The following is a 25,406-nucleotide window of genomic DNA, read 5'->3' as shown; positions in this document are numbered from 1 at the left end:
TCGAACTCAAAGGTAGGTTCAAGAAGCGGTAATTAGGAGTCTTTCACCACTCAACTCCCTCTCTACAAAAACACACATTTCTTTACTAGTCCTTCTCAACGTACTTTTATATTTCTGTGATTATAGCGGTTATTGTTTTAGACTGTCAACTAATATTTAAGCGCTCTTGTGATATAATAAGCCAAAGAACTACTATGAAAAGAGGCGCATTATGTTAACATTTGAACAAAAAACCGAGATTATTGAATCTTTCCCTGAACTAACCAAAAGAGACGTTTCGTTAAAGCGTGTGAACTATCACTTCGAAGGTAGTTTATATGATAAAAAAACCGTCATTTATCATTTGCATCCTAATGGTAACGGGTTTGTATTTGTTGGAGATTTAAAGAAATATGAATCGGATAGCAAAGGTATGGTAAATATTCGTGAAGCATCGGAAGAAGAGCTACGCGAAATGATTACAGATTCTATTGGAATTTTGTCTGAAGAAGAGCAGTTTGAAGAAGAAGTTGTAGAAGAACAGATGTGGAAAAACAACGAGGGTCAAGAACTGAAACTGATTCATGAAGACACTCTTTGGAATGTGTATCATGCACACAACTTGGAAGAAAGCTACGAGTCATTCGGCGAAGCTGAAGAGTATTTACTGAGCGAAGGATTCGAATTAACTTCAAAATAATGCACATTCGCAAATTAACTCCAAAGGAAAACCCACCGTGGGAATTACTTGAGCTTGCTGATCCTTCACGTATGATTGTCGAAGGCTATATAAAGAGTAGCTGCGTCTATGTAGGGGAAATCTTAGGTGAAATAGTGGGTGTATATGTTCTTAAAGAAACGGAGAAAGTCGTCGTGGAAATTATGAATGTAGCTGTCCATGAAGATCAGCAAGGAAAAGGACTAGGCAAGCAATTAATTTCTCACGCAATTAATGAGGCTTCTAAACAAGGATATGCCAGGATAGAAATTGGGACAGGCAATTCAAGTATTTATCAATTAAAACTTTATCAACAATGTGGATTTCGTATTGTGAGTGTAGACTTCGATTATTTTACTCGTAGTTACGATGAACCTATATATGAAAATGGATTGTTGTGTCGCGATATGATTCGCTTATGTCGTACATTTGAGAGCTAGGAATTTTTCTAGTTCTCTTTTTATTAGAAAATTCAATGAATTATCGATATACTTGAACTAACAATTATCGATAGGTGGTGAACTGGTTGAATATTGAATATAAACCTAAAGTGACGAACAAGCTGTACCGAGAAGTGATTGCCTTTGCCAATGGAAATGGTGGTATATTAAAAATTGGTATGAATGATAAACAAAGTATTATAGGATTAGAGAATCCATTAGCAGATGAAAATGCCTTATACGATCAGTTAAGTAAAATGGTTGAGCCTATGCCCTTAATTGAAGTTAATCAGGAACATCTTAACGGACAAGTTATTCTAGATGTGAAAGTCAGCGCGACCGAACACGTTTATCGTAAACGGGGTACTTTGTTTGAAGAAATCTATGTTCGATATGGTTCAAAGAAACAATTATTAAGAACGGCAGAAGAAGTTCATCGGTTTATTCGTATGAGACAAGTAGACGAAAATGAAAATGCGCAAATTGATACTACTTTCCATCCTGAAGATTTCACGGAATTTGTCGACTTTGTTCAATCACAACCTAATATTAAGGATAGTTTTACAAATATAGATGAAAATCTTGAAGGTGTTCTCGCTACATACAATGCGATTCGATGGAATAACGGCGAGTTTGTATTAACTCACCTAGGTAAGTGGTTATCGAACTCGTCTCAAACACGGGCGGTATTATTACAATACAGCGGAGATCGAGTGACATCATATTGCCAACAAGCAAGCGATTTCTCTGGATCTATTGTGACTCAACTCGGCCGAATTATGGCGATATTGAAGACGGTCCAATCGTTATATCCGAACGATTTGATTCAGCAATGTGTGGTTAATGCTTTTACCCATCGAGATTACGCTTTACAAGGTGAAGTTTCTGTTGTTATTTTTGCTAATCGTGTCGAAGTCTCTTCGCCAGGCACTTTAGTGGAGGGGTTATCGATTGAGTCCGTTAAAAAAGGAGCTCGTATCGTTCGTAGAAATCCACTCTTACATTCACTTTTTGTCGATCTTGGTTTGACAGAAGGTCGGGGGGGTGGGATCCGTCGTGTAGTGGACTCGTATAATGACTGTGATGATAAGCCGAAAATTTCCATTCAAAAAGATAGTGTTACGATTAAACTTCCTCGGCTCGAAAAAGCTGAAAAAGCAAGTGCTGAACCTAAGTCTCGCAATGAGATGACTCATGAACAAGCTATAATGAGTCATTTGCTTGAGCATAGGCAAGCGAAAAACATAGACTTCCAAAAAATTTTGGGAGTATCTCCTTCACGAGTCACCCAAATTGTACGTGACATGGTTACGAAAGACTTATTAGTAGCAACAGGAGAACGTAAAGGACGAATGTATACATTATCGGTTACAAACCAGGAGGAATAAGTATCATGAAAGGTATTAAAGCTGTAATACTAATTGTAATTATTTTATTTGCTGCTCTAGTAGCTGTCGTATTTTCAATTACCTCTTTTTATCAAAAAAATGAAACTCAAAATGGATATTCGAAAGCAATAGAAGGAACGGTAGCAATAATCGATGATTCACGCGTTTTAGTCATAAGTGGTAAAGATGCAGACGAATTAAAAGGACAGACAGAAGAAGAAATGCTTAAAGGTGTCAGTGAAGCGATTTGGTTTTCATTATCGATTGACCAAGTAAAAACAGTTCAGGAAATGGATTCTGTGCGTATAACTTATAGTAAAGTTAGTGAATCATTTCCAGGACAATCAAGTGCTAATAGTTTGAAGAATATTAGTGATGAGACTAAGTAAGTTTATAAATTACTAGAGATGATTACTTTATTACGGAAGAGGTATCACAAGTGTGAAAATAGACAAACCAAAAATTCCAAAGCAATTAGAAGAGTTGGACGTTTCATTATTAATAGAGGTGGATGAAGAGCGATTTATTTCCCGGGGAATTTTGTCGAAATGGAACGTTATTGAACTTCCGGAGAACAAAATAAGTTTTGATCAAGTGCATTTCCAGGATGTAGATTTTAATAGGATTCGTTTTGATCAGGTGGAATTTATTGATTGCAAGTTCGAGCGTTGTGATTTATCTAATGTAGACTTTGGTCAAGCCATATTTCATAGAGTAGAATTCCATCAGTCAAAACTAGTTGGCGTACAGTGTACACAAAGCCGTTTCGGACATGTATTGATGGATAGTTGTGTAGCTAATTATGCTGCATTTAGTTTTAGTAAAATGAAACAAGTAAAGTTTCAGCAAACTGCTTTTAATAAAGCGGATTTTTTCGAGTGTTTATTTGATAAAGTTGAATTCAATGAATGTGAATTAGACACTGCAAATTTCACTGAAACTAGTTTAGCCAAAATAGATTTAAGTTCGTGTACGTACGAACAAATTACGGTGAGTATTGATAAACTGTCAGGTTGTACAGTTTCAACCGAACAAGCAATGGGTTTTGCGAAATCACTTGGATTACTCATAAAAGAATAAAAAGCTGTCATGCTCATGAGTTGAGCGTGACAGCTTTTTTATTAGTAGAACAAATTAAGTAATTGATAGATAACAGCAGCAAGAGCTGCACAAATTGGTAAGGTAATGACCCACGTTAAAACAATTTTACGTGCAACTCCCCATTTAACGCCTTTAACGCGTTGAGCAGAACCAACACCCATAATAGCTGAAGAAATTACATGAGTTGTTGAAACTGGTAAATGAATCGTTGTTGCTCCGAAAATGATTAATGCGGAAGATAAATCAGCCGCCGCCCCGTTAACAGGACGAATTTTCATGATTTTACCACCAACAGTTTTAATGATCTTATATCCACCGATTGATGTACCTATTCCCATTGCAAGTGCAGCAGAAACACGTACCCACATTTGAATATCATCTGTCGATTGTAGTTCAGCAGCAATTAATGCCATAGTGATGATACCCATAGCTTTTTGTGCATCGTTCGTACCGTGAGTAAAGGATTGTAATGCAGCTGTGAAAATCTGGAAAGTCCGGAAACCTTTATTCGTACGATAAAGACTATTATTTTTAAATATTACTTTGAACAAGGACATCATTAAAAATCCGACTGCAAGTGCAATAAATGGTGAAATCAGCAACGCCTGTAGAATTTTCAGGAATCCAGTATAATTTAATATACCTAAGCCAGCCGCAGAAACAGCCGCTCCAGCAATTGAACCGATCAATGCATGTGACGAACTAGAAGGAATCCCATAATACCAGGTAACTAAGTTCCAAGCAATCGCTGACAAAAGGGCAGCTAGAATAATGAGTGAGCCGTTTTGAAGCGCGAACGGATCTACGATATCTTTCGAGATCGTCTTAGCAACCCCAGTGAAAGTTAATGCGCCGATAAAGTTCATGGTAGCTGCTAGTAATACTGCAACTCGTGGCGAAAGTGCCCGTGTAGAAACTGAAGTTGCAATAGCATTTGCTGTATCATGAAAACCATTTATAAAATCAAATCCCAGTGCGAAAATGACGACTAGTATTGTTAATATGAGTACTACATCCATGTATTTTTCAGCTCCTATGCATTACGCATGATGATTGTCTCAATCGTGTTTGCCACGTTTTGAGAGTAATCTGCGATGTCTTCAAGCTGCTCGTAAATATCCTTGAACTGAATAATACGAATTGGATCTTTTTCGTTTATGAAAAGTTGTTTGATTGAAGTACGTAATACTTCATCACATTTGCGTTCATAGTCCCTAATTAATACTGCATGGTCACGCATTTTAAGTAGTTTTTTGTTTGCTAGTAATTCCATAGCCTTAACGATTTCGTCAGTACTTTTTACAATATAATGTAGGAAAGTACGCATTGATTCGTCAACTTCAATTAATGAAAACATATCTAAATGTGCTGCAAAATGTTCAATACCATCTAAAATATCATCCATTTTAATTGCTAGTTGAAGAATATCTTCACGTTCAATAGGGGTCATGAACGATTTGTTAAGCTTGGTAGTTAGCTCATGTATAAGTTTGTCGCCTTCAGTTTCGTAGTTTTTTAATTTAACACTAAGTTCTTTTAGATCTGCCACACTTACGATTTTGAAATCATCCGCGTAGTGAGCTGCTTCTCTAACAGTTTCTGAAATTTGTAGCAAAGCCGTAAAAAACGGATCTTGTTTTTTTGAACTAAACATAAAAAGCCTCCTGGACTTAAATAGGATAGGTTAACAATTGTTAACCTCAAACATCATAGCAAAAACTTTAGAAAATCAATACTCTTTTTACTCAAGTTACTCAAAATTTACATTGCTGTAACATATCGTGGCGGAACTTTGTCTTCATATTTAATTATCGCTAAAGCTAAATTTGGATTATACAATAGAAAATAAAAATTTCGGAATAATGAAACTTTTAATTATTTGTTTCGTAAATATTAGTAATCACTAAAGAATTGCTGAAATGGGAGTGACTAGGATGGTGATTGAACAAGTTTACTTTTATGCGTTACTCATTACGGGGGCTGCGACAATTCTGTATGTATTTTTCGGAGATGTTGTAGAAGGGATCGGTGAAGGTATTCCTTTTCTAAATCCCGCGGTTATTATGGCCTTGGTCACATTCGTTTCAGCAACTGGTTATGTCCTTGAGATTTCTACGTCATGGAATAGTTGGCTTGTATTTATAACTAGTATGGTAGTTGGGATGGTTCTAGATACATTACTTTACTTTTTGATTTTACTACCGATGGCATCTACAGAGGTTTCTATTGCATATACTGATGAGTCTTTAGCTGGGCAAGTAGGGAAAGTAATTACACCTATCCCTATTGATGGCTATGGAGAAATTGTTATCGAAACCGTAAGTGGATTATTGAACAAACGAGCAGCTGGTTATGATAACGAAGAAATTGATTATGGTAAAGAAGTGTTAGTGATTGAAGTGGAAGAAGGTACGTTTCTTGTTCGAGAATACGAGGCCATCGATTTCACGAAAATTGATAAAACAAAATGGGGGAATTGAGCATGACTTTAGAAGTGATGGTTGTTATCGGTATCGTGGCATTTGTATTACTAGCAATTATTGGGGTGTACGTCACGAAGTACAAAACTGTTGGACCAGATGAAGCACTTATTGTTACAGGAAGTTACTTAGGTTCGAAAACAGTGCATACAGATGATTCAGGAAATAAAATTAAAATCATCCGTGGTGGTGGTACATTCGTATTCCCAGTGTTCCAACAAGCTAAGCCACTAAGTTTATTATCAAGTAAATTAGAAGTAATGACGCCTGAAGTATATACAGAACAAGGTGTACCAGTAATGGCAGATGGAACAGCCATTATTAAAATAGGTGGGTCCATATCTGAAATCGCAACTGCTGCCGAGCAATTTTTAGGCAAATCTAAAGAAGATCGTGAAAATGAAGCAAAAGAAGTTTTAGAAGGTCACTTACGGTCGATATTAGGTTCTATGACAGTTGAAGAAATATATAAAAACCGCGATAAATTCTCACAAGAAGTTCAACGTGTCGCTTCGCAAGATTTAGCGAAAATGGGACTTATCATCGTTTCATTTACCATCAAAGATGTGCGTGATAAAAATGGATACTTGGATTCCCTTGGTAAACCTCGTATTGCCCAGGTGAAAAGAGACGCAGATATTGCAACAGCCGAAGCAGACAAAGAAACGCGCATTAAGCGTTCTGAAGCAACAAAAGAAGCACAGCAATATGAAATCGAGCGTGCGACTGAAATAGCTTTAGCGGAAAAAGAGAATCTATTAAAAGTAGCTGAATATCGTCGTGAGCAAGACATTGCTAAAGCTCGTGCTGACCAAGCCTACGAACTTCAAACGGCTCGCTCAAAACAAGAAGTAATGGAACAAGAAATGCAAATTCGAATTATTGAGCGTCAAAAACAAATTGAACTTGAAGAGAAAGAAATTTTGCGTCGAGAAAAACAATACGATTCAGAAGTGAAAAAGAAAGCAGATGCCGATCGTTATGCAGTGGAACAAACGGCAGCGGCTTCTAAGTCACGCGTAATGGCAGAAGCGGACGCAGAAAAATATAGAATTGAAGCAAAAGCGAAAGCAGAAGCGGATAAAGTTCGTTTAGATGGTGTAGCAAAAGCTGACTCTGAACGTGCACAAGGTGAAACAGAAGCAGATATTATTCGACTTAAAGGTATTGCTGAAGCTGAAGCGAAACAAAAACTCGCAGATGCATTTGACCACTATGGCCAAGCTGCGGTTCTTGATATGATTGTACGTATGATGCCGGAGTACGCGAAACAAATCGCTAGTCCTTTAGCAAATATCGACAAGATTACAGTAGTCGATACGGGCGGCGGAGAAGGTGGAGGTGCCAATAGAGTGACCTCTTACGCAACAAATCTAATGTCGACTCTACAAGAAACGTTAAAAGCCTCTTCAGGTATTGATGTAAAAGAAATGCTTGAAAACTATTCAGGAAAAGGAACCCTTCGTCCAAGCTTGGATCGTATTTCATATGAAATGCAAGACAAGAAAAAAGAAGATAAAGTAGAAGATCACGTATCCATATAATCTTAAGGCTCTCCATTTACTGGGGAGCCTTTTAAATAAGTATAAGGAAGTAAAAAAAGGGTAATTTATACATAAAATAAGATTTATAATGACAAATAGAATGGAAAAAGATACAGTTAATGAAAGTATTTACATTTAATAATGTTTAGTAGTGTGGAGGTACCTATGACATTATCCCGAAAGCAAATCATTGACATCAAAGAAAAACCTTCTCTAAATCGCTTAGTGATTGGCAATTCTGTCGCAACGTACATTGGAAAAACAGATGAACTTGCTTATGGTCTCCTAACGGTACGTCCAGAACGCTCAGTTTGGGTAAGGTACACATCAGTTCAAGGAATAGACGTGGTCGAAAAATATACAGTAGTTCTTGGAGAACTTGAAGTTGAGTATAAAGACAAAACGTTTATGTTACAAGAAGGCGATACAATAGATGCGTCAGAATATCCTGATTTACTATCGTTTTATAGTCAAGTTGGGACTGAAATTTTAATTGAAATGACGGAAAGTATATATGAATCAAATTTTAGAGATACAGAAATTGTACAACGTGATGCAGAAGCTATTGAAAAAGTTGATGGATACACATTTCAGCATTGTTCTAGAATCAAAGACTATTCCATTGAGTTTTGGAAAAAGCTAGATCAACCAATTGAGCGATCAAGAATGCTGATATGGGGAGCATATTTTCACGATATTGGGAAACTAGCAGTGCCACTAGAAATTTTAAATAAGAAAGATAAACTCACACCAACAGAATGGGAAATAATGAAGTCCCATACTACAAAAGGTGCTGAAATGATCCGTAACCACGAACTTACATGGTTACGTGATTCTGCCTTTATTGTCGAAGAACATCATGAACGATATGATGGAAAAGGTTATCCTAAAGGATTAAAAGGGAAAGAAATTTCATTGGAAGCAGCTATTGTATCGGTGGTCGATTCATTCGATGCCATGACAACCAATCGAGTTTATCGAGAAGCCCTTTCAATTGATGAAGCTATACAAGAAATTATTCGAGGTAGAGGTACTCAATTTCATCCGGAAGTAGTAGATGCTTTCCTAAACTTATTATACGAACAACAATTTAAGTGGAGATAAGAACATATGAAAAATTTTCATATATCACTATAAATAGATAAAAGCTTGCACCTCTATGGTTGCAAGCTTTCTTTTTTAATGTAGGGGTGAACTTGTATGAAAGCGATATTCTTTGATTTAGATGGAACGCTATTGAACCGAGAATATGCAGAAGCAAATGCAGATGAAGTCATTGATACATTACTAGAAATAGTGCCGATAATGAAAGGGAGTACAGTATATGAATTATTTAGAAACGATGCGTGAGATGATTGGTAATAAACCTCTATTAACGGTAGGGTGTGGGGTAATTATTGAAAAAGGAAATCAGATATTATTACAGCATCGTAAGGATGCTGATGTATGGTGCATTCCAGGAGGAGTTCTTGAACTTGGGGAACGAGTTAGTGAAGCAGCACGAAGAGAAGCTCAAGAAGAAACTGGATTAATCATTGGAGACATGGATTTCTTTGGTGTATATTCGGGTGAAGAAGGCTTTGCGGAATACGCGAATGGTGACCAAGTATTTAGCATTCAACTGATTTTCAAAACTTCCAATATATCAGGAGAATTAATTCAAAAAAGCGATGAATCCAGAGCACATGTCTATTTTGATAAGCAAGATCTACCATCTAATCTGAATTCTCATCAGCAACGCTTTATTATGGACTGGGTTCACCAAGTGCAAACCCCTATAATTAAATAAATGATTTTGCCATAGGTGTTCAAATAAATTTAGAACAAAAAATCCGAGAAGAGAAATTCTTTTCGGATTTTTTGTCATATTTAATTTATTGGTGGGAACATCTTGGTGCACCAATACATATGAAAATTATTTTTTATCTTTTTTAGCTGGCTTTTCTTTAGCTGCAGCTTTTTTCGCTTCTACTTTCACTTGTGTAGCTTCTTTTTTTGCAGCATTCTTTTCAATATTCTTTGCAGCAACCGCTAGACCGGCAAGTTTTTTCTCTTCAGCTTTAGCTAAAGCTGCTGTTTTTTGAGCTTTTACTTCTTTAACTTCAGGAGCTTTAGTTACAGGAGTTTCTACTACAGGAACTTCTGATTCAGGAGCTTCTACTTCAGGAAGCTCAGTTTCATGAGTTTCAGTTTCAGGAGCTTCTACTTCAGGAAGCTCAGTTTCATGAGTTTCAGTTTCAGGAGCTTCTACTTCAGGAACCTCTGCTTCAGGAGTTTCAGTTTCAGGAGTTTCTACTTCAGGAAGCTCAGTTTCTTCTTTGTTTGCTTCCCACTTCGCTAACGCTTTATCAATATTCTTTTGTAATGCAGTTTTTGCTTTTGGATTACTAATTTTTTCTAGATTTTTTGATAGGGCGAAAATGTTGTTTGCAGTATAACCAACAGGGACAATTGAAGCAACTAATTCTAAATCTTCAACTGTTACAGTCTCGTCATTTACGTTTTCAGTTGTTTCTGGTAGGTTAACTGCTTCTAAGTCAGTATTTAAACTATCATTTTCATTAGCCCAAACTTGACCAGCAGAAGTAGTGATAAGTCCTGCTGCTAAAATTGCTGCACTTACTTTTTTCCAATTTTTCATTTAAGTCACCTCTTAATAAATTCGCATCAATCTTTGATGCTAAGACACTATTCGCTATGGACTTAGTAATTTGTGGGGGTATTCATAAAATTATGTCTTATTTAGAAGATTAGAGATTTGAATTTCTCGGCAATAAGTAAAAAAGCCCAAACACTTTAACTAGTGTTTTAGCTTTTTCTTTTTGAACACCCAATCTCTTTGAATAATAAATCCAACAAGGAACAGAACACTATCAACGACACCCTTGATTACTAATTCTCCTCTTCCTGTTAAGAAAAACAGTCCATGCACAAGGCATGCAGATAATGCCATAATAGTTGCAGCAAGGATCATATATTTTACAAAGGAACGCTCATCGTCTTTTTCAAATACCTTTTTGCGGTTAATTGAATAAATGAAGGTTGCTGAAATTATTCGTGCTAATATCGTAGGAAAAACGATATACATTTCAGGTGCATCATCTTTCCTTAACCAAATAAACAAGCCAAATAACGCCATGTCCAACACAAATGAAGCTAATCCTGAAACGGCAAACTTAATAAATATTTTATAGATTTGAAGCGAGGATTTTAAAGGGTGAAAATGAGAGGACTTATTGTCGTTCTCATAGATTGTGTCGATTACAAATTCGTGAATGGGAACCCATGCTTCTTTCTGTTTTCAATGCTCTCCCTTTTCCTTGATTTGTTGGGTGATGAAGCACTTTCACTTCTGGAATTTTATCGATAGCTTCGAAAAAAGGAGCGAATTCCTTACCTGAGCCATCATTGACTATGATTATATGTAGAAAGCCCGTATTGATTAGCTGCTTAATCGTATGTAGGCAAGTGACTTAAGGTTAGTAAGCTTCTATAAGTATGGTCCACACAATTCCCCCTCTCCAAACTGTACCCAAATCTATGAAAATTAAGCTCAATATAAAGGAAACTTCATCATTATGTCGAATCTTGTACTTAACATCATTTGGTTAGGAGCGTGACGTGATGACTGAATTACAACCTATTTTAGTAGGGAAGAATGAACAACCATAAATAGATGAATAGATTTTCAGCAACAAAAAACCATGCGAGAGATCAACTCCTGCATGGTTCTAAGATTCAATTACGTAAAAAGCCAATATTAGTAACGAAATAATGAGTGTATTCAGTACGTAATACGTATTCCTTGTAATTTGCCTGTCAAAAAAAGGAGAACGATCAACGAATTTATAGCTTACGACCATAATTAAAATGAGGATGATTATCGATAAAAAAGTGGACATATTATAAACATGAATATCAATAAAGCGCACAAAAATAAGTGTTGCTGCCATTATAACGCCATATGCAACTCGTTTTAATTCCATCATTTATCCCCTTTCCTATTTAATTATTATAACAACTTGGTCTGTGGATAGGAAGGGAACATAGAGGTATCAACAACGTCGTACATTTAAAGGTAAGGGAGAATTCACATGATTCAATTTGTAGGGTTTGAAAAGCAATATTTATCGTCTATGGCAAGTCTTTTAGCAAAAAGACATGAAGTGGAACGGAGTTGTTATTCATTCCTGCCACAACAGTTTGAAGACCCAAAAGTAACGGAAGCTCTTCTTCAGAAAGAAGTAGAAAAACCATTCGTTAATGGTATTGTGGCACTTCGGGAAGACCATGTAATTGGGTATATGTTATATGAGTTCAAAGAAGACGCGAAAAAGGGTCGTCATATTAAGATTGACTATCCATACATAGCCATTGCAGAAGATGCTCATCCCAGACTTGTCCGATTATTATACGCTGAAGCGGGTGCAGAATGGATAGCGGGTGGCTATTTCCAACATATTATATACGTTCCAATTGGTTATGATCGTTTAGTTTACGAATGGTTAGATCAAGGATTTAGGTTCGAACAAAAATATGCAATACTTGATCTTCAAAATTATATACCAAAAGCAAAAGAGGCAGACAGAAACACATTAAGCGTTCGTCGATTAGCAGAAAGTGATACGGACATGCTAAAACGGATGTCACGTTGGAACAGTATTCACCAAGCGGCTTCGCCTTCTTGGAATCCAATAACGAAAGAGTCTCTGGAAGATGTAAAAAGTGGCTATGCGGCACTTGCAAAAGATTCCGAAGCTATCGTAATGATCGGGGAACAGGAAGATATTCCAGTTGGATTCCATGTATATTATGAAGCGGACTCCTCAGCTAATATGTATACACCTGAACGAACAGTGGAGCTTCCGGCCGCATCTACTAATCCTCAATATCGAGGACGTGGAGTAGGGAAAGCACTTGCAGATGCAAGTCATGCTCAGTTGAAAGAGTTGGGTTACGATTATTCTCTAGCCGATTGGCATACGCCGAACCACTTAGCTTCCTATTTTTGGCCAAAACTCGGGTATCAACCGTTTATGATTCGCATGATACGAAAAGTTGATAACCGAATTGCCTGGGCACATGGCCAATAAAATTCGGATTGTAGGCTCAGTTGGTAGTGGGAAAACAACGCTTGCTCGAAAACTTGCTCTTCAAAAAGGAATCGACATGTATTCATTAGATGACGTAGTCTGGTCAAGAGGTTCTGAAGGGGACTTAAGGAATTCAGATGAACAGCGTGATGCAATATTGGACGATATCCTCCTTCAATCAACATGGATTATTGAAGGTAGTCATCTCGGCTGGTCGATGAAAACATTTGAAGAAGCAGATCAAATTTACTTCCTGCATCCATGTTTACCGGTACGTATTTACAGAATTTCACGCAGGTTTATTCGACAAAAGAAAGGCATAGAACAGGTAGCTTATATCCCGACTTGGCGAATGTATAGTCGAATGTTTAAGTGGACGTATCAATATGAAACGAAATACAAAAAACAAGTCCGTAACATACTAAAAAACACACCGGAAAATGCGATTGAAATTCGCGATGGTAAAGAGTTAGGAGTTTGAAAATGAAAAATCAACCGTTTGTGGCATCATGGAGTGGTGGTAAAGATTCGGCCATGGCCTATTACCGCGCAATCCAGTCGGGCATGACCCCGAAACGATTGCTAACGATGTTTCAAGAAGATGAAGAAGTGTCAAAGTCACACGCATTGCCATTAAAAGTGGTACAAGCTCAGGCGGCTCGTTTGGATATTCCGTTAATGATTCGTGGAGCAGGTTGGGACGATTATGAATCAAAGTTTATTGATGCTATGGATGAGTGTCGAGCAAATGGAATTACACATGGAGTATTTGGCGACATTGATTTAGAAGGACACTTAGAATGGGTTCAAAAAACGTGTGCCAAATCAGGCATTGTACCGATACATCCACTTTGGCAGGAACCACGTCGTTCGATTTTAGAAGACCTGTTAGCAGTTGGTTTCGAAGCGGTGATCGTTGTGGTCAATACAAACATGATGCCGGCAGAATATGTAGGTCGAATATTTACACGACAATTGATGGATGAGTTAGAATCGCTAGGCATCGATTCATGTGGTGAAAATGGTGAGTTTCATACAGTAGTCATAGATGGCCCTATTTTTTCATCTCGTGTCCCCGTTACCTTTGGTGAAGTGCGAGAGAATGAAGGGTATGTGTTTTTAACTGTTTCTTTAGAAGCTTAATTTAAATAAAGCAGAAGGCAATCCTTTGGTCAGGATTGCCTTTTTTGCGGTTTAGGAAAGATAGTCTTTTAACTCGTTTTCTAAAAATGGTTTTGCTTGTAAGAAATCAACAAACACACGGTATTTATTCATGTCATCCGTTGTAGGTTTTTTTCCTGTAAAGTAAGCACGTATCAATATGTTTTTTGGTGTATGTTCCATATCGATGAATTCGAGTAACTGCGCTTCATAACCAACAAGTTTCAATAACTCCGCTCGAATAGAATCTGTCGCAAGAGCAGCAAAACGTTCTTTTACTAGTCCATGCTGAAGCATAACCTCTAGAGCAGGGCTGTTCAGTTGTGTGTTTAACTCATGTTGACAACAAGGCACACTCAAAATTACTTTTGCACCCCACTTAACAGCGCGAGCAAGTGCCATATCTGTTGCAACATCACATGCATGGAGTGTGACTACCATATCTACAGATGTTTCTTCATTGTAGTCATTAATATCCCCAACTAAAAACTCAAGGTGCTCATAATTCAAGTCATCCGCGATTTGTTGGCATTCTTCAATAACTTCTTTTTTTAAATCGAGCCCTGTGACGCGAATATCTAGCCCTTTTTCAATATGCAGATAATGATATAGCGCGAATGTTAAATAGGATTTCCCGGACCCGAAATCTAAAATTCGAACTGGCCGATCTTTCGGAAGATAGTCGAGAGCATCATCTATGAATTCAACAAAACGATTGATTTGACGGAACTTATCATGCTTTTGCTTTTTAACTTTGCCATCAGGAGTTTGAACACCTAGACGCACCAAAAACGGATAGGAAGTATCTTCGTCCAGCAAATAGTTTTTCTTTCGGTTGTGAGAAAGGTTGACTACTTTTTTAGAATTGACACGCTCTGATTTCCAAAGCACTTTAAACTTCTTGGAAAGTTGAATTTGGATTTTTTCCTCTTCAAATTCTGCCTGGACTTGTCGAAATTGTTGAAGCAGAAGATTAATTTTTTCTGGCACATCTGACAAATCGAGATTTTCATGCTTTAACACGCGTTCATGCTGATATTCAAACTGAATCATGTATATTCCTTTTAATTCGACAGGCTTTAATCGCACGCGTTTTACTTCATCTGACTTGGCACGAGGTTGACTAATTGTTGAAGAGATTAACTGTTTGTTGTTGATTAAATCCGTTATTTGATCGAGCATTTCTTGGAATTCCATACAATCCGCCTTCTTTTCAAGTTTCTTAACGATAGTTTATCACATTCACCATGACTCCATTTCTTATGAGTTTGTCCGAGCTAAAATCGCTGAATGGTTGGAAAGATGATTTGAATGGATGAAACACATCGTGAGTGGATGGAAAGTTGATTTGAATGGATGAAAACACAGTATGAGTGGATGAAAAGTCGATTTGAATGGATGAAAACCTATAAATGGTCGCAAATCTATTTTAAGTTGTGGGAAAGTTGAGTATGTTTGATGAAAAATATATGAATGGACAAAAAGTTAAATTGAATGGATGGAAACCCAATCAACTCACATCGCTTTAAACTAAAAAGCCTCTCTTCATCCGAGAGGCTTAATCAAATTTCCCATAGTTGTTCAATGGTGCTTTTGTTATTAACAATGGTAAGCGAAAAAACGTCTGGATTGCTTAGTGATTTCCATTCTTGAAAACCAACTGAATCATCAAAGTGTTTCAGAACCAAACTCATTAGATTACCATGTGTGACGAGCACACAATTGTTTGGTGATTCGTTTACAACTTTAAGGGCACGGTTAGTGGCTTCACGACTTGATTCGCCACCATCAAGTTTCAAGTCGAAATCTGTAAATGTTTCTTCAAGAAGCTCTAGCCAATTGGGTAAATCAGACGTGCTTAATGTTCTTTCAGCCAAATTCTCATCAATCGTGATTGAAATGTTTTTTAATTGAGCTGTTGGTTGTATGGAATGTTGAGCACGTGCAAATGGACTGGAAATGATGTGATCAATCTTTATGTCTTTGAAAAAGGAGGCTAACTCTACAGCTTGTTGATGCCCCAATTCGGTTAATCTGGCGTCGCGTTCTTGTCCTGTCGCTGAACAATGGCGAACGAGATATACCATTTTCATCTTCCAGTCACTCCTTTACTAATCATTCTTCTTTTTAAAAGTATACGATAAAAAACCCTGAAGCAATATGCTTCAGGGCCAGAGATTAAACTAGTTTTTTCATTAAATTAGCCATCTCAATTGCATTAGTTGCAGATTCCCAGCCTTTATTACCAGCTTTTGTTCCTGCACGTTCGATTGCTTGTTCAATCGTGTCTGTCGTTAACACGCCGAAAATTACTGGGATATCGTGTTGATATCCTGCATTGGCAACACCTTTTGCAGCTTCATTACATACAAAATCAAAGTGTGGCGTCGAACCACGGATTACAGTACCAAGGGTAATGACGGCATCGTATTTTTTTGACGCAGCCATTTGTTTAGCTACAAGTGGAATCTCAAATGCGCCTGGCACCCATGCAATTGTTACATTTGCATCATCCACACCATGTCTTTTAAGAGCGTCTTCGGCTCCACCTAAAAGTTTACTTGTAATGAATTCATTGAAACGTCCAACGACAATTCCAACTTTCAGTTCGGATCCAATTAAATAGCCTTCTAAATGTGTAGTCATGTATAAGCTCCTCTATAAACTTAGGAAATGCCCAAGTTTCGTTTTTTTAGTTTTCATATAATTTTCATTGTCTGTATGTGATGGAATTTCAATTGCTACGCGCTCAGTTACTTCTAATCCATAACCATCTATACCAGCAATTTTTCTAGGGTTATTAGTCAAGAGTTTCATTTTACCTATTCCTAAATCTCGTAAAATTTGTGCTCCAATGCCGTATTCACGTAGGTCATCTGCAAAGCCAAGCTGTTGATTGGCTTCTACAGTATCTAAGCCCTTATCTTGGAGAGCATATGCTTTTAGTTTGTTCATTAAGCCAATTCCACGACCTTCTTGTCGCAAATAAACTAAGACGCCGGAGCCTGCTTCTTCAATTTGTTTTAATGATGAATGAAGTTGTGCACCACAATCACATTTCCGAGAAGCAAAAACATCCCCAGTTAAACATTCTGAATGAACACGAGTGAGAATAGGTGTGTCGGTTGAAATCTGACCTTTAATGAGGGCAATATGTTCTTTGCCTGTCAACGTTTCCGTGTAACCAACCACTTGAAAATCACCATATTCAGTTGGTAAAAGAATTTCAACTTCACGTGTAATTAATTTTTCATTCTTTTGTTTGTAAGCAATTAATTCAGCGATAGTTAAGATGCCGATATTTAATCGTTCAGCAATTATCACGAGGTCATCGAGTCTGGCCATAGAACCATCTTCATTCATAATTTCACAAATGACGCCTGCTGGAGAAGATCCTGCTAATAAGGCTAAATCAACAGCTGCTTCTGTATGTCCTGCACGCTTCAATACGCCGCCTTTTTTTGCAATCAAAGGGAAAACATGGCCAGGGCGTTTAAAATCAGTCGCTTTCGATTCACTGTTTATCATTTGAAGAATCGTATGAGAACGTTCAAATGCACTAATGCCAGTCGTTGTATCCTTGTGATCTACACTGATGGTGAAAGCTGTCCCATAAGGGTCTGTATTTTGGTCTGTCATTAAACCGAACTGGAGCTGCTGAGCAATTTCCTCAGCTACTGGTACACAAATTAAGCCTTTACCTTCAGTGGCCATTAAATTGATGATTTCTGGAGTGGCAAATTCTGCAAGAGCAATAAAGTCACCCTCATTTTCACGGTCTTCATCATCCACTACAATAATGGCTTGTCCTTTTGCCAATGCTTCAACTGCTTTTTCTACTGTATAAAACATCAAGAAACCTCCTATTTAAAATCCGTGTTCTGATAACCATTCTTTTGACATGTTGGATTTAGATAAGTGAATGCGCTCTGTATATTTAGCGAGCATGTCACATTCAATATTTACTTTGTCTCCAATACCTTTGTCTCCAAGTAGTGAATCAATTTGTGTTGTAGGAATTAAGGAAATAGAAATCGATGATCGATCAACATGAAAAATAGTAAGAGATGTCCCATCGACTGCAACAGAGCCTTTTAACATCATGTATTTCATTAGACTAGGCTCTAATTCAATCTTTTTGGTAATGGCATTGGTTTCTTTTCTGATGGACCTAATGACACCAATGCCATCGATATGTCCACTAACAAAGTGACCGCCGAAACGCCCATTAGCAGACATGGCACGCTCTAAATTGACACGTGAGTTGGACGATAATTGTGCTAATGTAGTGGATTTAAAGGTTTCCGGTATAACATCTACTACAAACAAATCTTTTGTAAACGAAGAAACTGTTAAACAAACGCCATTAACTGATATACTATCGCCTCTATTTACATCATCTAAAACCGTTTTTGCTCGAATGGTTAATTCGAGTGCGTGTGGTTTTCGTTGAATGGATTTAACAGTGCCGATTTCTTCAATGATACCCGTGAACAAATTCTTTATCCTCCTGACTGAAAAGAGCATTAATGCGAACATCAAAGCCTGAATTTTGGTAATTATAGAATTTGTTTTGCAGTTACATGATTAATCCAACGACAAAATAAATCCGTCGTTTTTGAAACTGCTTATGTTGAAAAGGTCGAGCTAGAGTGAATAGGTTTTGGTTTTTTTCCACCATGGGGCAAACGGGTGGTAAGGAAAGGGAAATATAGAAGTACCTCGTTCTCGTTAATGAAATGACATCTAAACCATGACAAAAAATCTCCTCGCAAAAGCGAGAAAGCCAGAATTTAACGGTAAGTATTAGATGTAAGTATTAATGAGACAGAAGCAATTTAAATGGAATGTGTAAATGCTCGACTATATTTTAAATGAAGTGGTTAGTGAGCATAACAAAAAAACCTCTTTTTATTCTTCTCCCATCCAGACTATACTGTCGGTGTTGGATTTGCACCAACTCCACCGCTACTTTTTCAAGTACCGGGTCACGGACTTACAAATTTTCATTTGCTCACCGCCGGTAAGGAATTTCACCTTGCCCCGAAGAATATAAGTGACTATTTGTCTTTTTAATAGTAGCACAATTGTATGCAAATGATAAATTCATTTGCACAATACCCCACTTTCCGATTTTGCAGATGTTTTTCAGTGATATAAAGATGATTAAGCCCATACAATTCGTCTGAATTTTGTGATAACATTAGATTGTTCATGAATATCGCAAAGGGGGAATTTTTTATGTTAATCCAACAAACAGTCGGCACGGTAGTTAGAGAAATAGCCAAAAGCTATCCGACTACAGAAGCGTACGTATATCCAGAACATAATATTCGCAAAACATATGAGCAATTTGACCAAGAAACGGATCACTTAGCGAAGGCCTTCATGGGGATGGGGATTGCAAAAGGTGAACACGTGGCTATTTGGTCAGACAACAAACGTGAATGGTTACTAAGTCAATTTGCGACAGGTAAAATGGGTGCTGTTCTAGTCACGGTAAATACCAATTACCAAGAAAAAGAACTCGAATATTTGTTGGATCAATCGGATGCAACAACTCTTATTTTAGGTGAAGAATTTAAAGGTACTTCATATATAGATGTAATTAATGCGGTGTGCCCAGAAGTGCAGACTTCGGTAAAGGGAAATATACAATCGGAACATTTACCTTTTCTAAAACGCGTTATTGTAATGAGTGAAAACGAATATCCAGGTATTTATACTTGGCGAGAATTTGAAACACATGCATCTAAAATTACGGATGAAGAGCTTGATGAAAGATTGGACTTATTGCATGTGGATGACGTCATTAATATTCAATATACATCGGGTACTACTGGCTTTCCGAAAGGCGTCATGCTTACACATATGAACGTCGTCAACAACGGGCAAATCATTGGTGATTTTATGAAGTTAACACCACAAGACCGGTTATGCATTCCTGTACCTTTTTTCCATTGCTTTGGTTGTGTATTAGGGACGTTAGCAGCAGTTACTCATGGTACAACAATGGTATTACTGGAACAATTTGATCCGAAACGCGTTCTTCAAGCTGTGCAAGATGAAAAATGTACCGGACTTCACGGAGTACCAACTATGTTTATTGCCGAATTAAATCATCCAGATTATAAAAAATATGATACATCGTCACTACGCACAGGAATTATGGCAGGTTCTCCCTGTCCAATTGAGGTAATGAAAAAAGTTATCGACGACATGGGAGTAAGTGAAATAACTATTTGTTATGGACAAACTGAAGCATCGCCTGTTATTACACAAACGCAATCAGATGATGCTATTGAAAAACGAGTAGCAACAGTTGGAAAACCACATCCACACGTGGAAGTGAAAATTATTGATCCTGTTACTAATGAAGAGTTACCTATTGGAACACCAGGTGAATTGTGTACACGTGGCTATCACATCATGAAAGGTTACTACAAAAATGAAGCAGCTACACACGCTGCAATTGACAATGAAGGATGGCTTCATACAGGGGATATCGCGATTTTGGATAGCGAAGGATATATCGAAATTACTGGAAGAATAAAAGATATGGTCATTCGTGGTGGAGAAAATGTCTATCCTCGTGAAATTGAAGAATTCCTATATCAGCACCCCAACATTCAAGATGTTCAAGTAGTTGGAGTTCCTGATCCAAAGTATGGGGAAGAGCTAATGGCTTGGATAATTGCTAAAGATGGGGTAAGACTAAGTGAAGAAGAAATTCGAGCATATTGTAAAGGGAAAATTTCACATCATAAAATACCGCGCTATATCGAATTTATCAAATCATATCCAATGACAGCATCGGGTAAAATCCAAAAGTATCTACTAAGGGAAATGTCTAAAGATAAAATACCCACAACATAATTCGACATATTTCCCGGGAAATAGCAAAAAGCTGTTAAACGTTGGTAATTATGCGTTTTAGTAGAGAAATATCGAAAAAATATGCTCGTTCTTCTGATGTTTGTTTGTTATGATGAAGTAGAAATACTCAAAACATTCAAGGAGGAACAAATATGTCTGATTATGTATATCAATTAATTGCTATAATTATCTATATGGCTGCAATGCTTTATATTGGTTATTATTCTTACCGAAAAACAGCTAACTTAACGGATTATATGTTAGGTGGACGTTCTTTAGGTCCCATGGTTACAGCGTTAAGTGCTGGAGCAGCAGACATGTCAGGTTGGTTATTGATGGGTTTACCAGGAGCAATCTATGCAACAGGTTTAGTAGAAGCTTGGATAGCTGTTGGTTTAACAGCAGGAGCTTATTTAAACTGGTTGCTAGTTGCACCACGTTTACGTGTGTATTCACAAGTTTCGAATGATTCCATTACAATTCCAAGTTTCTTGGAAAACCGCTTGAAAGATACTTCACGTTTATTGCGTGTCGTTTCTGGTATCATCATTTTGGTATTCTTTACGTTCTATGTATCGTCAGGAATGGTAGCGGGTGGCGTCTTCTTTGACGAGTCATTCGGTTTAGACTATCATACAGGTCTTTTGATTGTATCGGCAGTAGTTATAGCCTATACACTGTTTGGTGGATTCCTTGCAGTAAGTTACACAGACGTTGTACAGGGACTAATTATGTTCTTGGCGTTGATTTTGGTACCTACTATCGGATTATTTATGGTGGGCGGCTTCGACGGCGCAGCAGAAAGCATTCGTTCTGTTGATCCGTCACGCTTGAGCTTGCTTGAAGGAGCAACTGGATTAGGTGTCATTTCTGCTATTGCTTGGGGTCTTGGCTACTTTGGCCAGCCACATATCATTGTTCGCTTTATGGCAATCAGTTCTGTAAAAGAAACAAAACAAGCACGTCGTATCGGGATTGGTTGGATGGCCTTAAGTTTGGCTGGAGCCATTGCGACAGGTTTAATTGGAATCGCTTACTATCAGCAAAATGCTGGTGAAACATTGGGTGACCCTGAGGCAGTCTTTATTGCATTAGGACAAGTTATTTTCCATCCATTTATCGCAGGTATTATGTTGGCAGCTGTACTTGCTGCAGTTATGAGCACGATTTCTTCTCAATTAATCGTTACTTCTTCAGCCTTGATTGAAGATTTGTACAAAGCTGTTATTAACAAAGATGGTTCAGATAAGCATTTTGTGTTGCTGGGCCGTCTTGCAGTACTGCTTGTATCAGTGATTGCTATGTTTATTGCATGGGAACAAAGCACGACTATCTTAGATTTAGTTGCATATGCTTGGGCTGGTTTTGGTGCTGCTTTCGGGCCTGTTATTTTGCTATCACTATTCTGGAGAAAGCTTACTACTTGGGGCGCTTTATCAGGAATGGTCGTTGGAGCAACTACAGTGGTTATTTGGGGGAATAATGAAACCCTTAAAGGCTTAATTTATGAAATTGTTCCAGGATTTGTTCTCTGTTTAATCGTTGCGGTTGTCGTAAGTCTAATTACGTACCGTAAGAATGCAGAAATCGATCGTGAATTTGATGAAACAATGGAATTATTAAAAAGAGACAGATAAGATTCAAACCCACAGTTAAATAAACTGTGGGTTTTTATATATATCTCCTTAACAAATTCAATAATTGCACATTCATTCTTAGCTCCCCATAATGTAAGTGAGGAGGGGTGTATATGATAGAACTAGATCATGTCGTGTATTTTAGTGAAAAGTCCCCGGAATTACTTGTACAAGAACATAAAGGTACATCAATCGGTGGTAAACATAAAAATTGGGGAACGGTAAATGCTTTAACCTATACAAAAAACAGTTATATTGAATATTTATCTGTAGAGCATATGAACATCGCAAAACAAGCGAATCATCCGTTAACGAATCTTTTGCTACACGATCTTGATGATGGCGAAGGATGGGGAACGATTTGTCTACGAACAGACAATATTACGGAACTAAATGAAAGATTAAATCGTGAAGGATGGGTCACTTCTGGTGTGTTAGATGCCGAGCGAGAAACCTCTTCCGGATTTATTCGAAAATGGAAAATGCTTTTTATCCAGCAAGTAGTTTCGGATAAGTTACCATTTCCATTTTTTATTGAATGGGAAGAACCGTTTGAAGAGCGCATGCAAAGTCTAAGAGAAGATGGAACATTGAAAACCATTAATGAACGTCTTCAAATATCACAATGTACAATTGCTGTGCAAGATCCAATTACCTATTTAAAAGAATGGAGCAAGCTTTTAAATGTTACACTTTCAGGAAGTTCAATAAGATTGTCAAATTGTGAGCTCGTTTTCTTAATAAGCAAACATGAACGAGAGCGTTTAGTAAATGTTCAGGTCAAAGAAATAGACTAACTGAAGAATTAGTAAAACACATGCGATTTTTGCATGTGTTTTTTTGTTAAAAAAATATCAAACTCAAAATATAATAGATTAGAAGATAATAGATTGACTTTCTAACATAATATTGTTTTAATTTTAATAGTATTCAGAAAAATACAAAAACAGAGAGGTGTATGAATTGGTAGAAAAGATAGCAAGCCGTCCGAAAACAAGAAAGGCACGCGCGGAACTTCCAGACCTTCCGAATTATAAGGCAATTGAAGAATCTCAAAATTTCAAAGCACTTATGAAGAAGAAAAAAAGATTTTTAATTCCAAGCACTATCCTGTTTCTAGGTCTTTATATTCTTTTTCCATTAATTATTTCATATACAAATGTGTTAAATTCATCATTTATCGGAGACATTTCGTGGAGTTGGGTGTATGCTCTGGGATTGTTTGTTATGACATGGATTCTTGTAACAATTTACATGAAGAAGGCTGCGGAATTTGATGGTATGGCAACTGAAACACTTAAAGAATTTAATTACAAAGAGGAGGAGAATTTATGAATCCTATAGTAATAACTATGTTTCTTGTCATTGTCGGAATCACGCTTGTTGTTACATACTTTGCAGCAAAGAAAACAAATACGACCAGTGAATTTTATACAGCTGGTGGAGGTTTAACTGGCTGGCAAAACGGACTTGCTATCGCGGGAGATTATTTATCAGCAGCTTCTTTCTTAGGAATAGCAGGAGCCATTGCATTATATGGGTTTGATGGATTCTTGTTTTCTATCGGATATTTAGTAGCTTACTTGGTTGTGTTGTTTATTGTAGCAGAGCCGCTGCGAAATTTAGGGAAATATACATTAGCTGATATGATCAACTCTAGGTTCAATGCGAAAAAGGTACGTGCAGGTGCAGCAATAAGTTCAATTACTATAGTTATTTTTTATATGATTGCACAATTGGTTGGAGCGGGTGCCTTAATACAATTGCTTTTCGATATTCCATATTGGATTGCCGTTTTATTAGTAGGAATTATGATGACGATTTATGTTTTATTTGGAGGTATGACTGCAACAAGTTGGGTGCAAATTATTAAAGCGGTCTTACTGATGACTGGTACAGTTATCATTTCATTTTTAGTATTAATGGAATTCAATTTCAATATTTTAGAGATGTTTACATTTATGAAAACAGCAACGCCACATGGGGCGGATTATTTAAATCCAGGTGTTAAATATAAGATGCCGCTAGATACACTTTCTCTTATGATTGCTCTCGTTTTAGGTACAGCAGGACTGCCGCATATATTAATGCGATTTTTTACAGTTCGTGACGCTAAAACAGCACGGAGTTCGGTTATGTGGGCGACATGGATTGTTGGTATTTTCTATGTAATGACAATCTTTTTAGGGTTTGGCGCGGCTGCTTTTGTGGGACAAGATTTGATTGTGTCGACCAATCCTGCTGGCAACATGGCCGCTCCACTATTAGCTCAAGCTCTTGGTGGGGATCTCTTAATGTCCTTTGTTTCAGCAGTGGCATTCGCAACCATTTTAGCTGTTGTAGCTGGACTTGTTCTATCTGGTGCCTCAGCATTTGCACATGACATTTATGGTCAAATTATTAAAAAAGGAAAGGCCACTGACAGAGAACAAATGCTAGCTGCTCGTTATGCTTCTCTAGGTGTAGCGGTTTTCTCCATCATCTTGGCTTTATTTGCTCAAAGTTTAAATGTTGCTTTTCTAGTGTCTCTTGCATTTTGTATAGCAGCGAGTGCTAACTTGCCAGTTATCATATACACGATTTTCTGGAACAAGTTCAATACGACAGGTGCTATTTCTTCAATGGTAACGGGACTTGTTTCTGCTATCGTCCTAGTATCTATAAGTCCTAGTGTGATGAACCCTGTTGAAGGAGTTGCGATTATTACAGGCAATCCAATCTTCCCATTAACAAATCCCGCTCTAGTTTCAGTACCGCTTGGTTTCATCGGTGGTTGGTTGGGGACACTACTTTCGAAGGAAGCAAATGAATTAAAATATGCTGAAGTAAAAGTGAAAGCAAATACGGGAGGATTCAGACAACTGTAAGAAGTTGTATCTACTTAAATGAGTATGTTACGATGTATGCATTATTAAGGAACGGAGGTTTTCCAAATGATTAATTACACATTCCGATGGAACACTTTGCGATGAAACTGAATAAAGCAAAG

General features: G+C 37.4%; 29 protein-coding genes, 1 riboswitch and 1 other annotated feature (1 of these 31 running past the window's edge). Of the genes, 18 read left to right on the top strand and 11 right to left on the bottom strand.

The genetic code is table 11. The annotated features are described in order from the left end of the window. Positions 1-108 (bottom strand) — a binding site (T-box leader); it reaches 94 nt to the left of the window's first position. 103 nt (positions 109-211) lie between these two features. From C8K15_RS06465 to C8K15_RS06445, 5 genes are all read left to right on the top strand, one after another. Then, positions 212-679, top strand: coding sequence for a hypothetical protein (locus C8K15_RS06465; RefSeq protein WP_108585604.1), 468 nt, complete (start codon positions 212-214; stop codon positions 677-679). Then, a complete protein-coding gene (locus C8K15_RS06460; protein WP_108585603.1) occupies positions 679-1,137 on the top strand; it encodes a GNAT family N-acetyltransferase in 459 nt (152 codons plus the stop codon). Before C8K15_RS06465 ends, C8K15_RS06460 begins: the two co-directional genes overlap by 1 nt. Before the next feature lie 86 nt (positions 1,138-1,223). After that, positions 1,224-2,525 carry an RNA-binding domain-containing protein gene (locus tag C8K15_RS06455; protein ID WP_108585602.1) on the top strand — a complete coding sequence of 434 codons (1,302 nt, stop codon included), beginning with the start codon at positions 1,224-1,226 and terminating at the stop codon, positions 2,523-2,525. 5 nt (positions 2,526-2,530) lie between these two features. Beyond that, positions 2,531-2,914, top strand: coding sequence for a DUF3221 domain-containing protein (locus tag C8K15_RS06450; RefSeq protein ID WP_108585601.1), 384 nt, complete (start codon positions 2,531-2,533; stop codon positions 2,912-2,914). 52 nt (positions 2,915-2,966) lie between these two features. Next, a complete protein-coding gene (locus tag C8K15_RS06445; RefSeq protein WP_108585600.1) occupies positions 2,967-3,605 on the top strand; it encodes a pentapeptide repeat-containing protein in 639 nt (212 codons plus the stop codon). A 41-nt stretch (positions 3,606-3,646) separates the two neighbouring features. Here C8K15_RS06445 and C8K15_RS06440 read toward each other — a convergent pair whose 3' ends face one another. Both C8K15_RS06440 and C8K15_RS06435 read right to left on the bottom strand, forming a co-directional pair. Beyond that, positions 3,647-4,645, bottom strand: coding sequence for an inorganic phosphate transporter (locus C8K15_RS06440; RefSeq protein ID WP_108585599.1), 999 nt, complete (start codon positions 4,643-4,645; stop codon positions 3,647-3,649). 14 nt (positions 4,646-4,659) lie between these two features. After that, positions 4,660-5,280 carry a DUF47 domain-containing protein gene (locus C8K15_RS06435; protein ID WP_108585598.1) on the bottom strand — a complete coding sequence of 207 codons (621 nt, stop codon included), beginning with the start codon at positions 5,278-5,280 and terminating at the stop codon, positions 4,660-4,662. Positions 5,281-5,560: 280 nt separating this feature from the next. Here C8K15_RS06435 and C8K15_RS06430 point away from each other — a divergent pair, with 280 nt between their 5' ends. From C8K15_RS06430 to C8K15_RS06415, 5 genes are all read left to right on the top strand, one after another. Continuing rightward, on the top strand, positions 5,561-6,106 hold the full coding sequence (locus tag C8K15_RS06430) for an NfeD family membrane protein (RefSeq protein WP_108585597.1): 546 nt from the start codon (positions 5,561-5,563) through the stop codon (positions 6,104-6,106). 2 nt (positions 6,107-6,108) lie between these two features. Beyond that, a complete protein-coding gene (locus tag C8K15_RS06425; RefSeq protein WP_108585596.1) occupies positions 6,109-7,650 on the top strand; it encodes a flotillin lipid rafts scaffold protein FloT in 1,542 nt (513 codons plus the stop codon). A gap of 165 nt (positions 7,651-7,815) precedes the next feature. Further along, positions 7,816-8,754: an HD-GYP domain-containing protein gene (locus C8K15_RS06420; protein WP_108585595.1), complete on the top strand. Its 939-nt coding sequence runs from the start codon at positions 7,816-7,818 to the stop codon at positions 8,752-8,754. A gap of 96 nt (positions 8,755-8,850) precedes the next feature. Beyond that, positions 8,851-9,000 carry a hypothetical protein gene (locus C8K15_RS20240; protein WP_158268266.1) on the top strand — a complete coding sequence of 50 codons (150 nt, stop codon included), beginning with the start codon at positions 8,851-8,853 and terminating at the stop codon, positions 8,998-9,000. Next, positions 8,975-9,439 (top strand): NUDIX hydrolase, encoded by a 465-nt coding sequence (locus C8K15_RS06415; RefSeq protein ID WP_108585594.1) that lies wholly within the window; start codon positions 8,975-8,977, stop codon positions 9,437-9,439. Before C8K15_RS20240 ends, C8K15_RS06415 begins: the two co-directional genes overlap by 26 nt. 126 nt (positions 9,440-9,565) lie before the next feature. Here C8K15_RS06415 and C8K15_RS06410 read toward each other — a convergent pair whose 3' ends face one another. The 4 genes from C8K15_RS06410 to C8K15_RS06395 form a co-directional block, all read right to left on the bottom strand. Further along, entirely contained in the window at positions 9,566-10,291 is a 726-nt protein-coding gene (locus tag C8K15_RS06410) for a hypothetical protein (protein WP_108585593.1), read from the bottom strand. 159 nt (positions 10,292-10,450) lie between these two features. Beyond that, the gene (locus C8K15_RS20710; RefSeq protein ID WP_233260397.1) at positions 10,451-10,789 is read right to left on the bottom strand and encodes a GtrA family protein; all 339 of its coding nucleotides are present in this window, start codon (positions 10,787-10,789) and stop codon (positions 10,451-10,453) included. Positions 10,790-10,895: 106 nt separating this feature from the next. Continuing rightward, positions 10,896-11,066, bottom strand: a complete 171-nt coding sequence (locus tag C8K15_RS20705; protein WP_233260403.1) for a hypothetical protein — start codon at positions 11,064-11,066, stop codon at positions 10,896-10,898. A gap of 315 nt (positions 11,067-11,381) precedes the next feature. Beyond that, positions 11,382-11,636, bottom strand: coding sequence for a hypothetical protein (locus C8K15_RS06395; protein WP_108585590.1), 255 nt, complete (start codon positions 11,634-11,636; stop codon positions 11,382-11,384). A gap of 108 nt (positions 11,637-11,744) precedes the next feature. On the opposite strand from C8K15_RS06395, the gene C8K15_RS06390 reads away from it, so the two are divergent. From C8K15_RS06390 to C8K15_RS06380, 3 genes are read left to right on the top strand one after another with little or no spacing between them, the layout of a single operon-like run. Beyond that, positions 11,745-12,743: a GNAT family N-acetyltransferase gene (locus C8K15_RS06390; RefSeq protein WP_108585589.1), complete on the top strand. Its 999-nt coding sequence runs from the start codon at positions 11,745-11,747 to the stop codon at positions 12,741-12,743. After that, entirely contained in the window at positions 12,733-13,224 is a 492-nt protein-coding gene (locus tag C8K15_RS06385) for a P-loop NTPase family protein (protein WP_108585588.1), read from the top strand. The genes C8K15_RS06390 and C8K15_RS06385 overlap by 11 nt, the downstream gene beginning before the upstream one ends. 2 nt (positions 13,225-13,226) lie before the next feature. After that, positions 13,227-13,886 (top strand): Dph6-related ATP pyrophosphatase, encoded by a 660-nt coding sequence (locus C8K15_RS06380; RefSeq protein ID WP_108585587.1) that lies wholly within the window; start codon positions 13,227-13,229, stop codon positions 13,884-13,886. Positions 13,887-13,937: 51 nt separating this feature from the next. Here C8K15_RS06380 and C8K15_RS06375 read toward each other — a convergent pair whose 3' ends face one another. The 5 genes from C8K15_RS06375 to ribE all read right to left on the bottom strand — a co-directional run bounded on the left by C8K15_RS06375 (position 13,938) and on the right by ribE (position 18,401). After that, the gene (locus C8K15_RS06375) at positions 13,938-15,101 is read right to left on the bottom strand and encodes a class I SAM-dependent methyltransferase (RefSeq protein WP_108585586.1); all 1,164 of its coding nucleotides are present in this window, start codon (positions 15,099-15,101) and stop codon (positions 13,938-13,940) included. Positions 15,102-15,466: 365 nt separating this feature from the next. Further along, positions 15,467-15,997 (bottom strand): histidine phosphatase family protein, encoded by a 531-nt coding sequence (locus C8K15_RS06370; protein WP_108585585.1) that lies wholly within the window; start codon positions 15,995-15,997, stop codon positions 15,467-15,469. Positions 15,998-16,082: 85 nt separating this feature from the next. Next, positions 16,083-16,550 (bottom strand): 6,7-dimethyl-8-ribityllumazine synthase, encoded by a 468-nt coding sequence (gene ribH / locus C8K15_RS06365; protein WP_108585584.1) that lies wholly within the window; start codon positions 16,548-16,550, stop codon positions 16,083-16,085. Between the two features lie 12 nt (positions 16,551-16,562). Then, the gene (locus C8K15_RS06360) at positions 16,563-17,756 is read right to left on the bottom strand and encodes a bifunctional 3,4-dihydroxy-2-butanone-4-phosphate synthase/GTP cyclohydrolase II (protein WP_108585583.1); all 1,194 of its coding nucleotides are present in this window, start codon (positions 17,754-17,756) and stop codon (positions 16,563-16,565) included. A 15-nt stretch (positions 17,757-17,771) separates the two neighbouring features. Further along, the gene (gene ribE, locus C8K15_RS06355) at positions 17,772-18,401 is read right to left on the bottom strand and encodes a riboflavin synthase (protein WP_108585582.1); all 630 of its coding nucleotides are present in this window, start codon (positions 18,399-18,401) and stop codon (positions 17,772-17,774) included. 413 nt (positions 18,402-18,814) lie between these two features. Continuing rightward, positions 18,815-18,959: riboswitch (FMN riboswitch) on the bottom strand. Between the two features lie 186 nt (positions 18,960-19,145). Here ribE and C8K15_RS06350 point away from each other — a divergent pair. The 5 genes from C8K15_RS06350 to C8K15_RS06330 all read left to right on the top strand — a co-directional run bounded on the left by C8K15_RS06350 (position 19,146) and on the right by C8K15_RS06330 (position 25,284). Then, the gene (locus tag C8K15_RS06350) at positions 19,146-20,780 is read left to right on the top strand and encodes an AMP-binding protein (protein WP_108585581.1); all 1,635 of its coding nucleotides are present in this window, start codon (positions 19,146-19,148) and stop codon (positions 20,778-20,780) included. 152 nt (positions 20,781-20,932) lie between these two features. Beyond that, complete coding sequence (gene putP / locus C8K15_RS06345) at positions 20,933-22,417, top strand: sodium/proline symporter PutP (RefSeq protein ID WP_108585580.1); 1,485 nt, start codon at positions 20,933-20,935, stop codon at positions 22,415-22,417. 113 nt (positions 22,418-22,530) lie between these two features. Beyond that, a complete protein-coding gene (locus tag C8K15_RS06340; protein WP_108585579.1) occupies positions 22,531-23,214 on the top strand; it encodes a VOC family protein in 684 nt (227 codons plus the stop codon). A 166-nt stretch (positions 23,215-23,380) separates the two neighbouring features. After that, positions 23,381-23,752, top strand: coding sequence for a DUF485 domain-containing protein (locus C8K15_RS06335; RefSeq protein WP_233260396.1), 372 nt, complete (start codon positions 23,381-23,383; stop codon positions 23,750-23,752). After that, a complete protein-coding gene (locus C8K15_RS06330) occupies positions 23,749-25,284 on the top strand; it encodes a solute symporter family protein (protein ID WP_108585578.1) in 1,536 nt (511 codons plus the stop codon). The genes C8K15_RS06335 and C8K15_RS06330 overlap by 4 nt, the downstream gene beginning before the upstream one ends. Positions 25,285-25,406: the final 122 nt, after the last annotated feature.

Source organism: Paenisporosarcina sp. OV554 (genome assembly GCF_003058165.1).
Taxonomy (GTDB): Bacteria; Bacillota; Bacilli; order Bacillales_A; family Planococcaceae; genus Paenisporosarcina.
The sequence above is the reverse complement of the archived record's forward strand: the minus strand, read 5'-3'. Positions and strand labels throughout refer to the sequence as shown.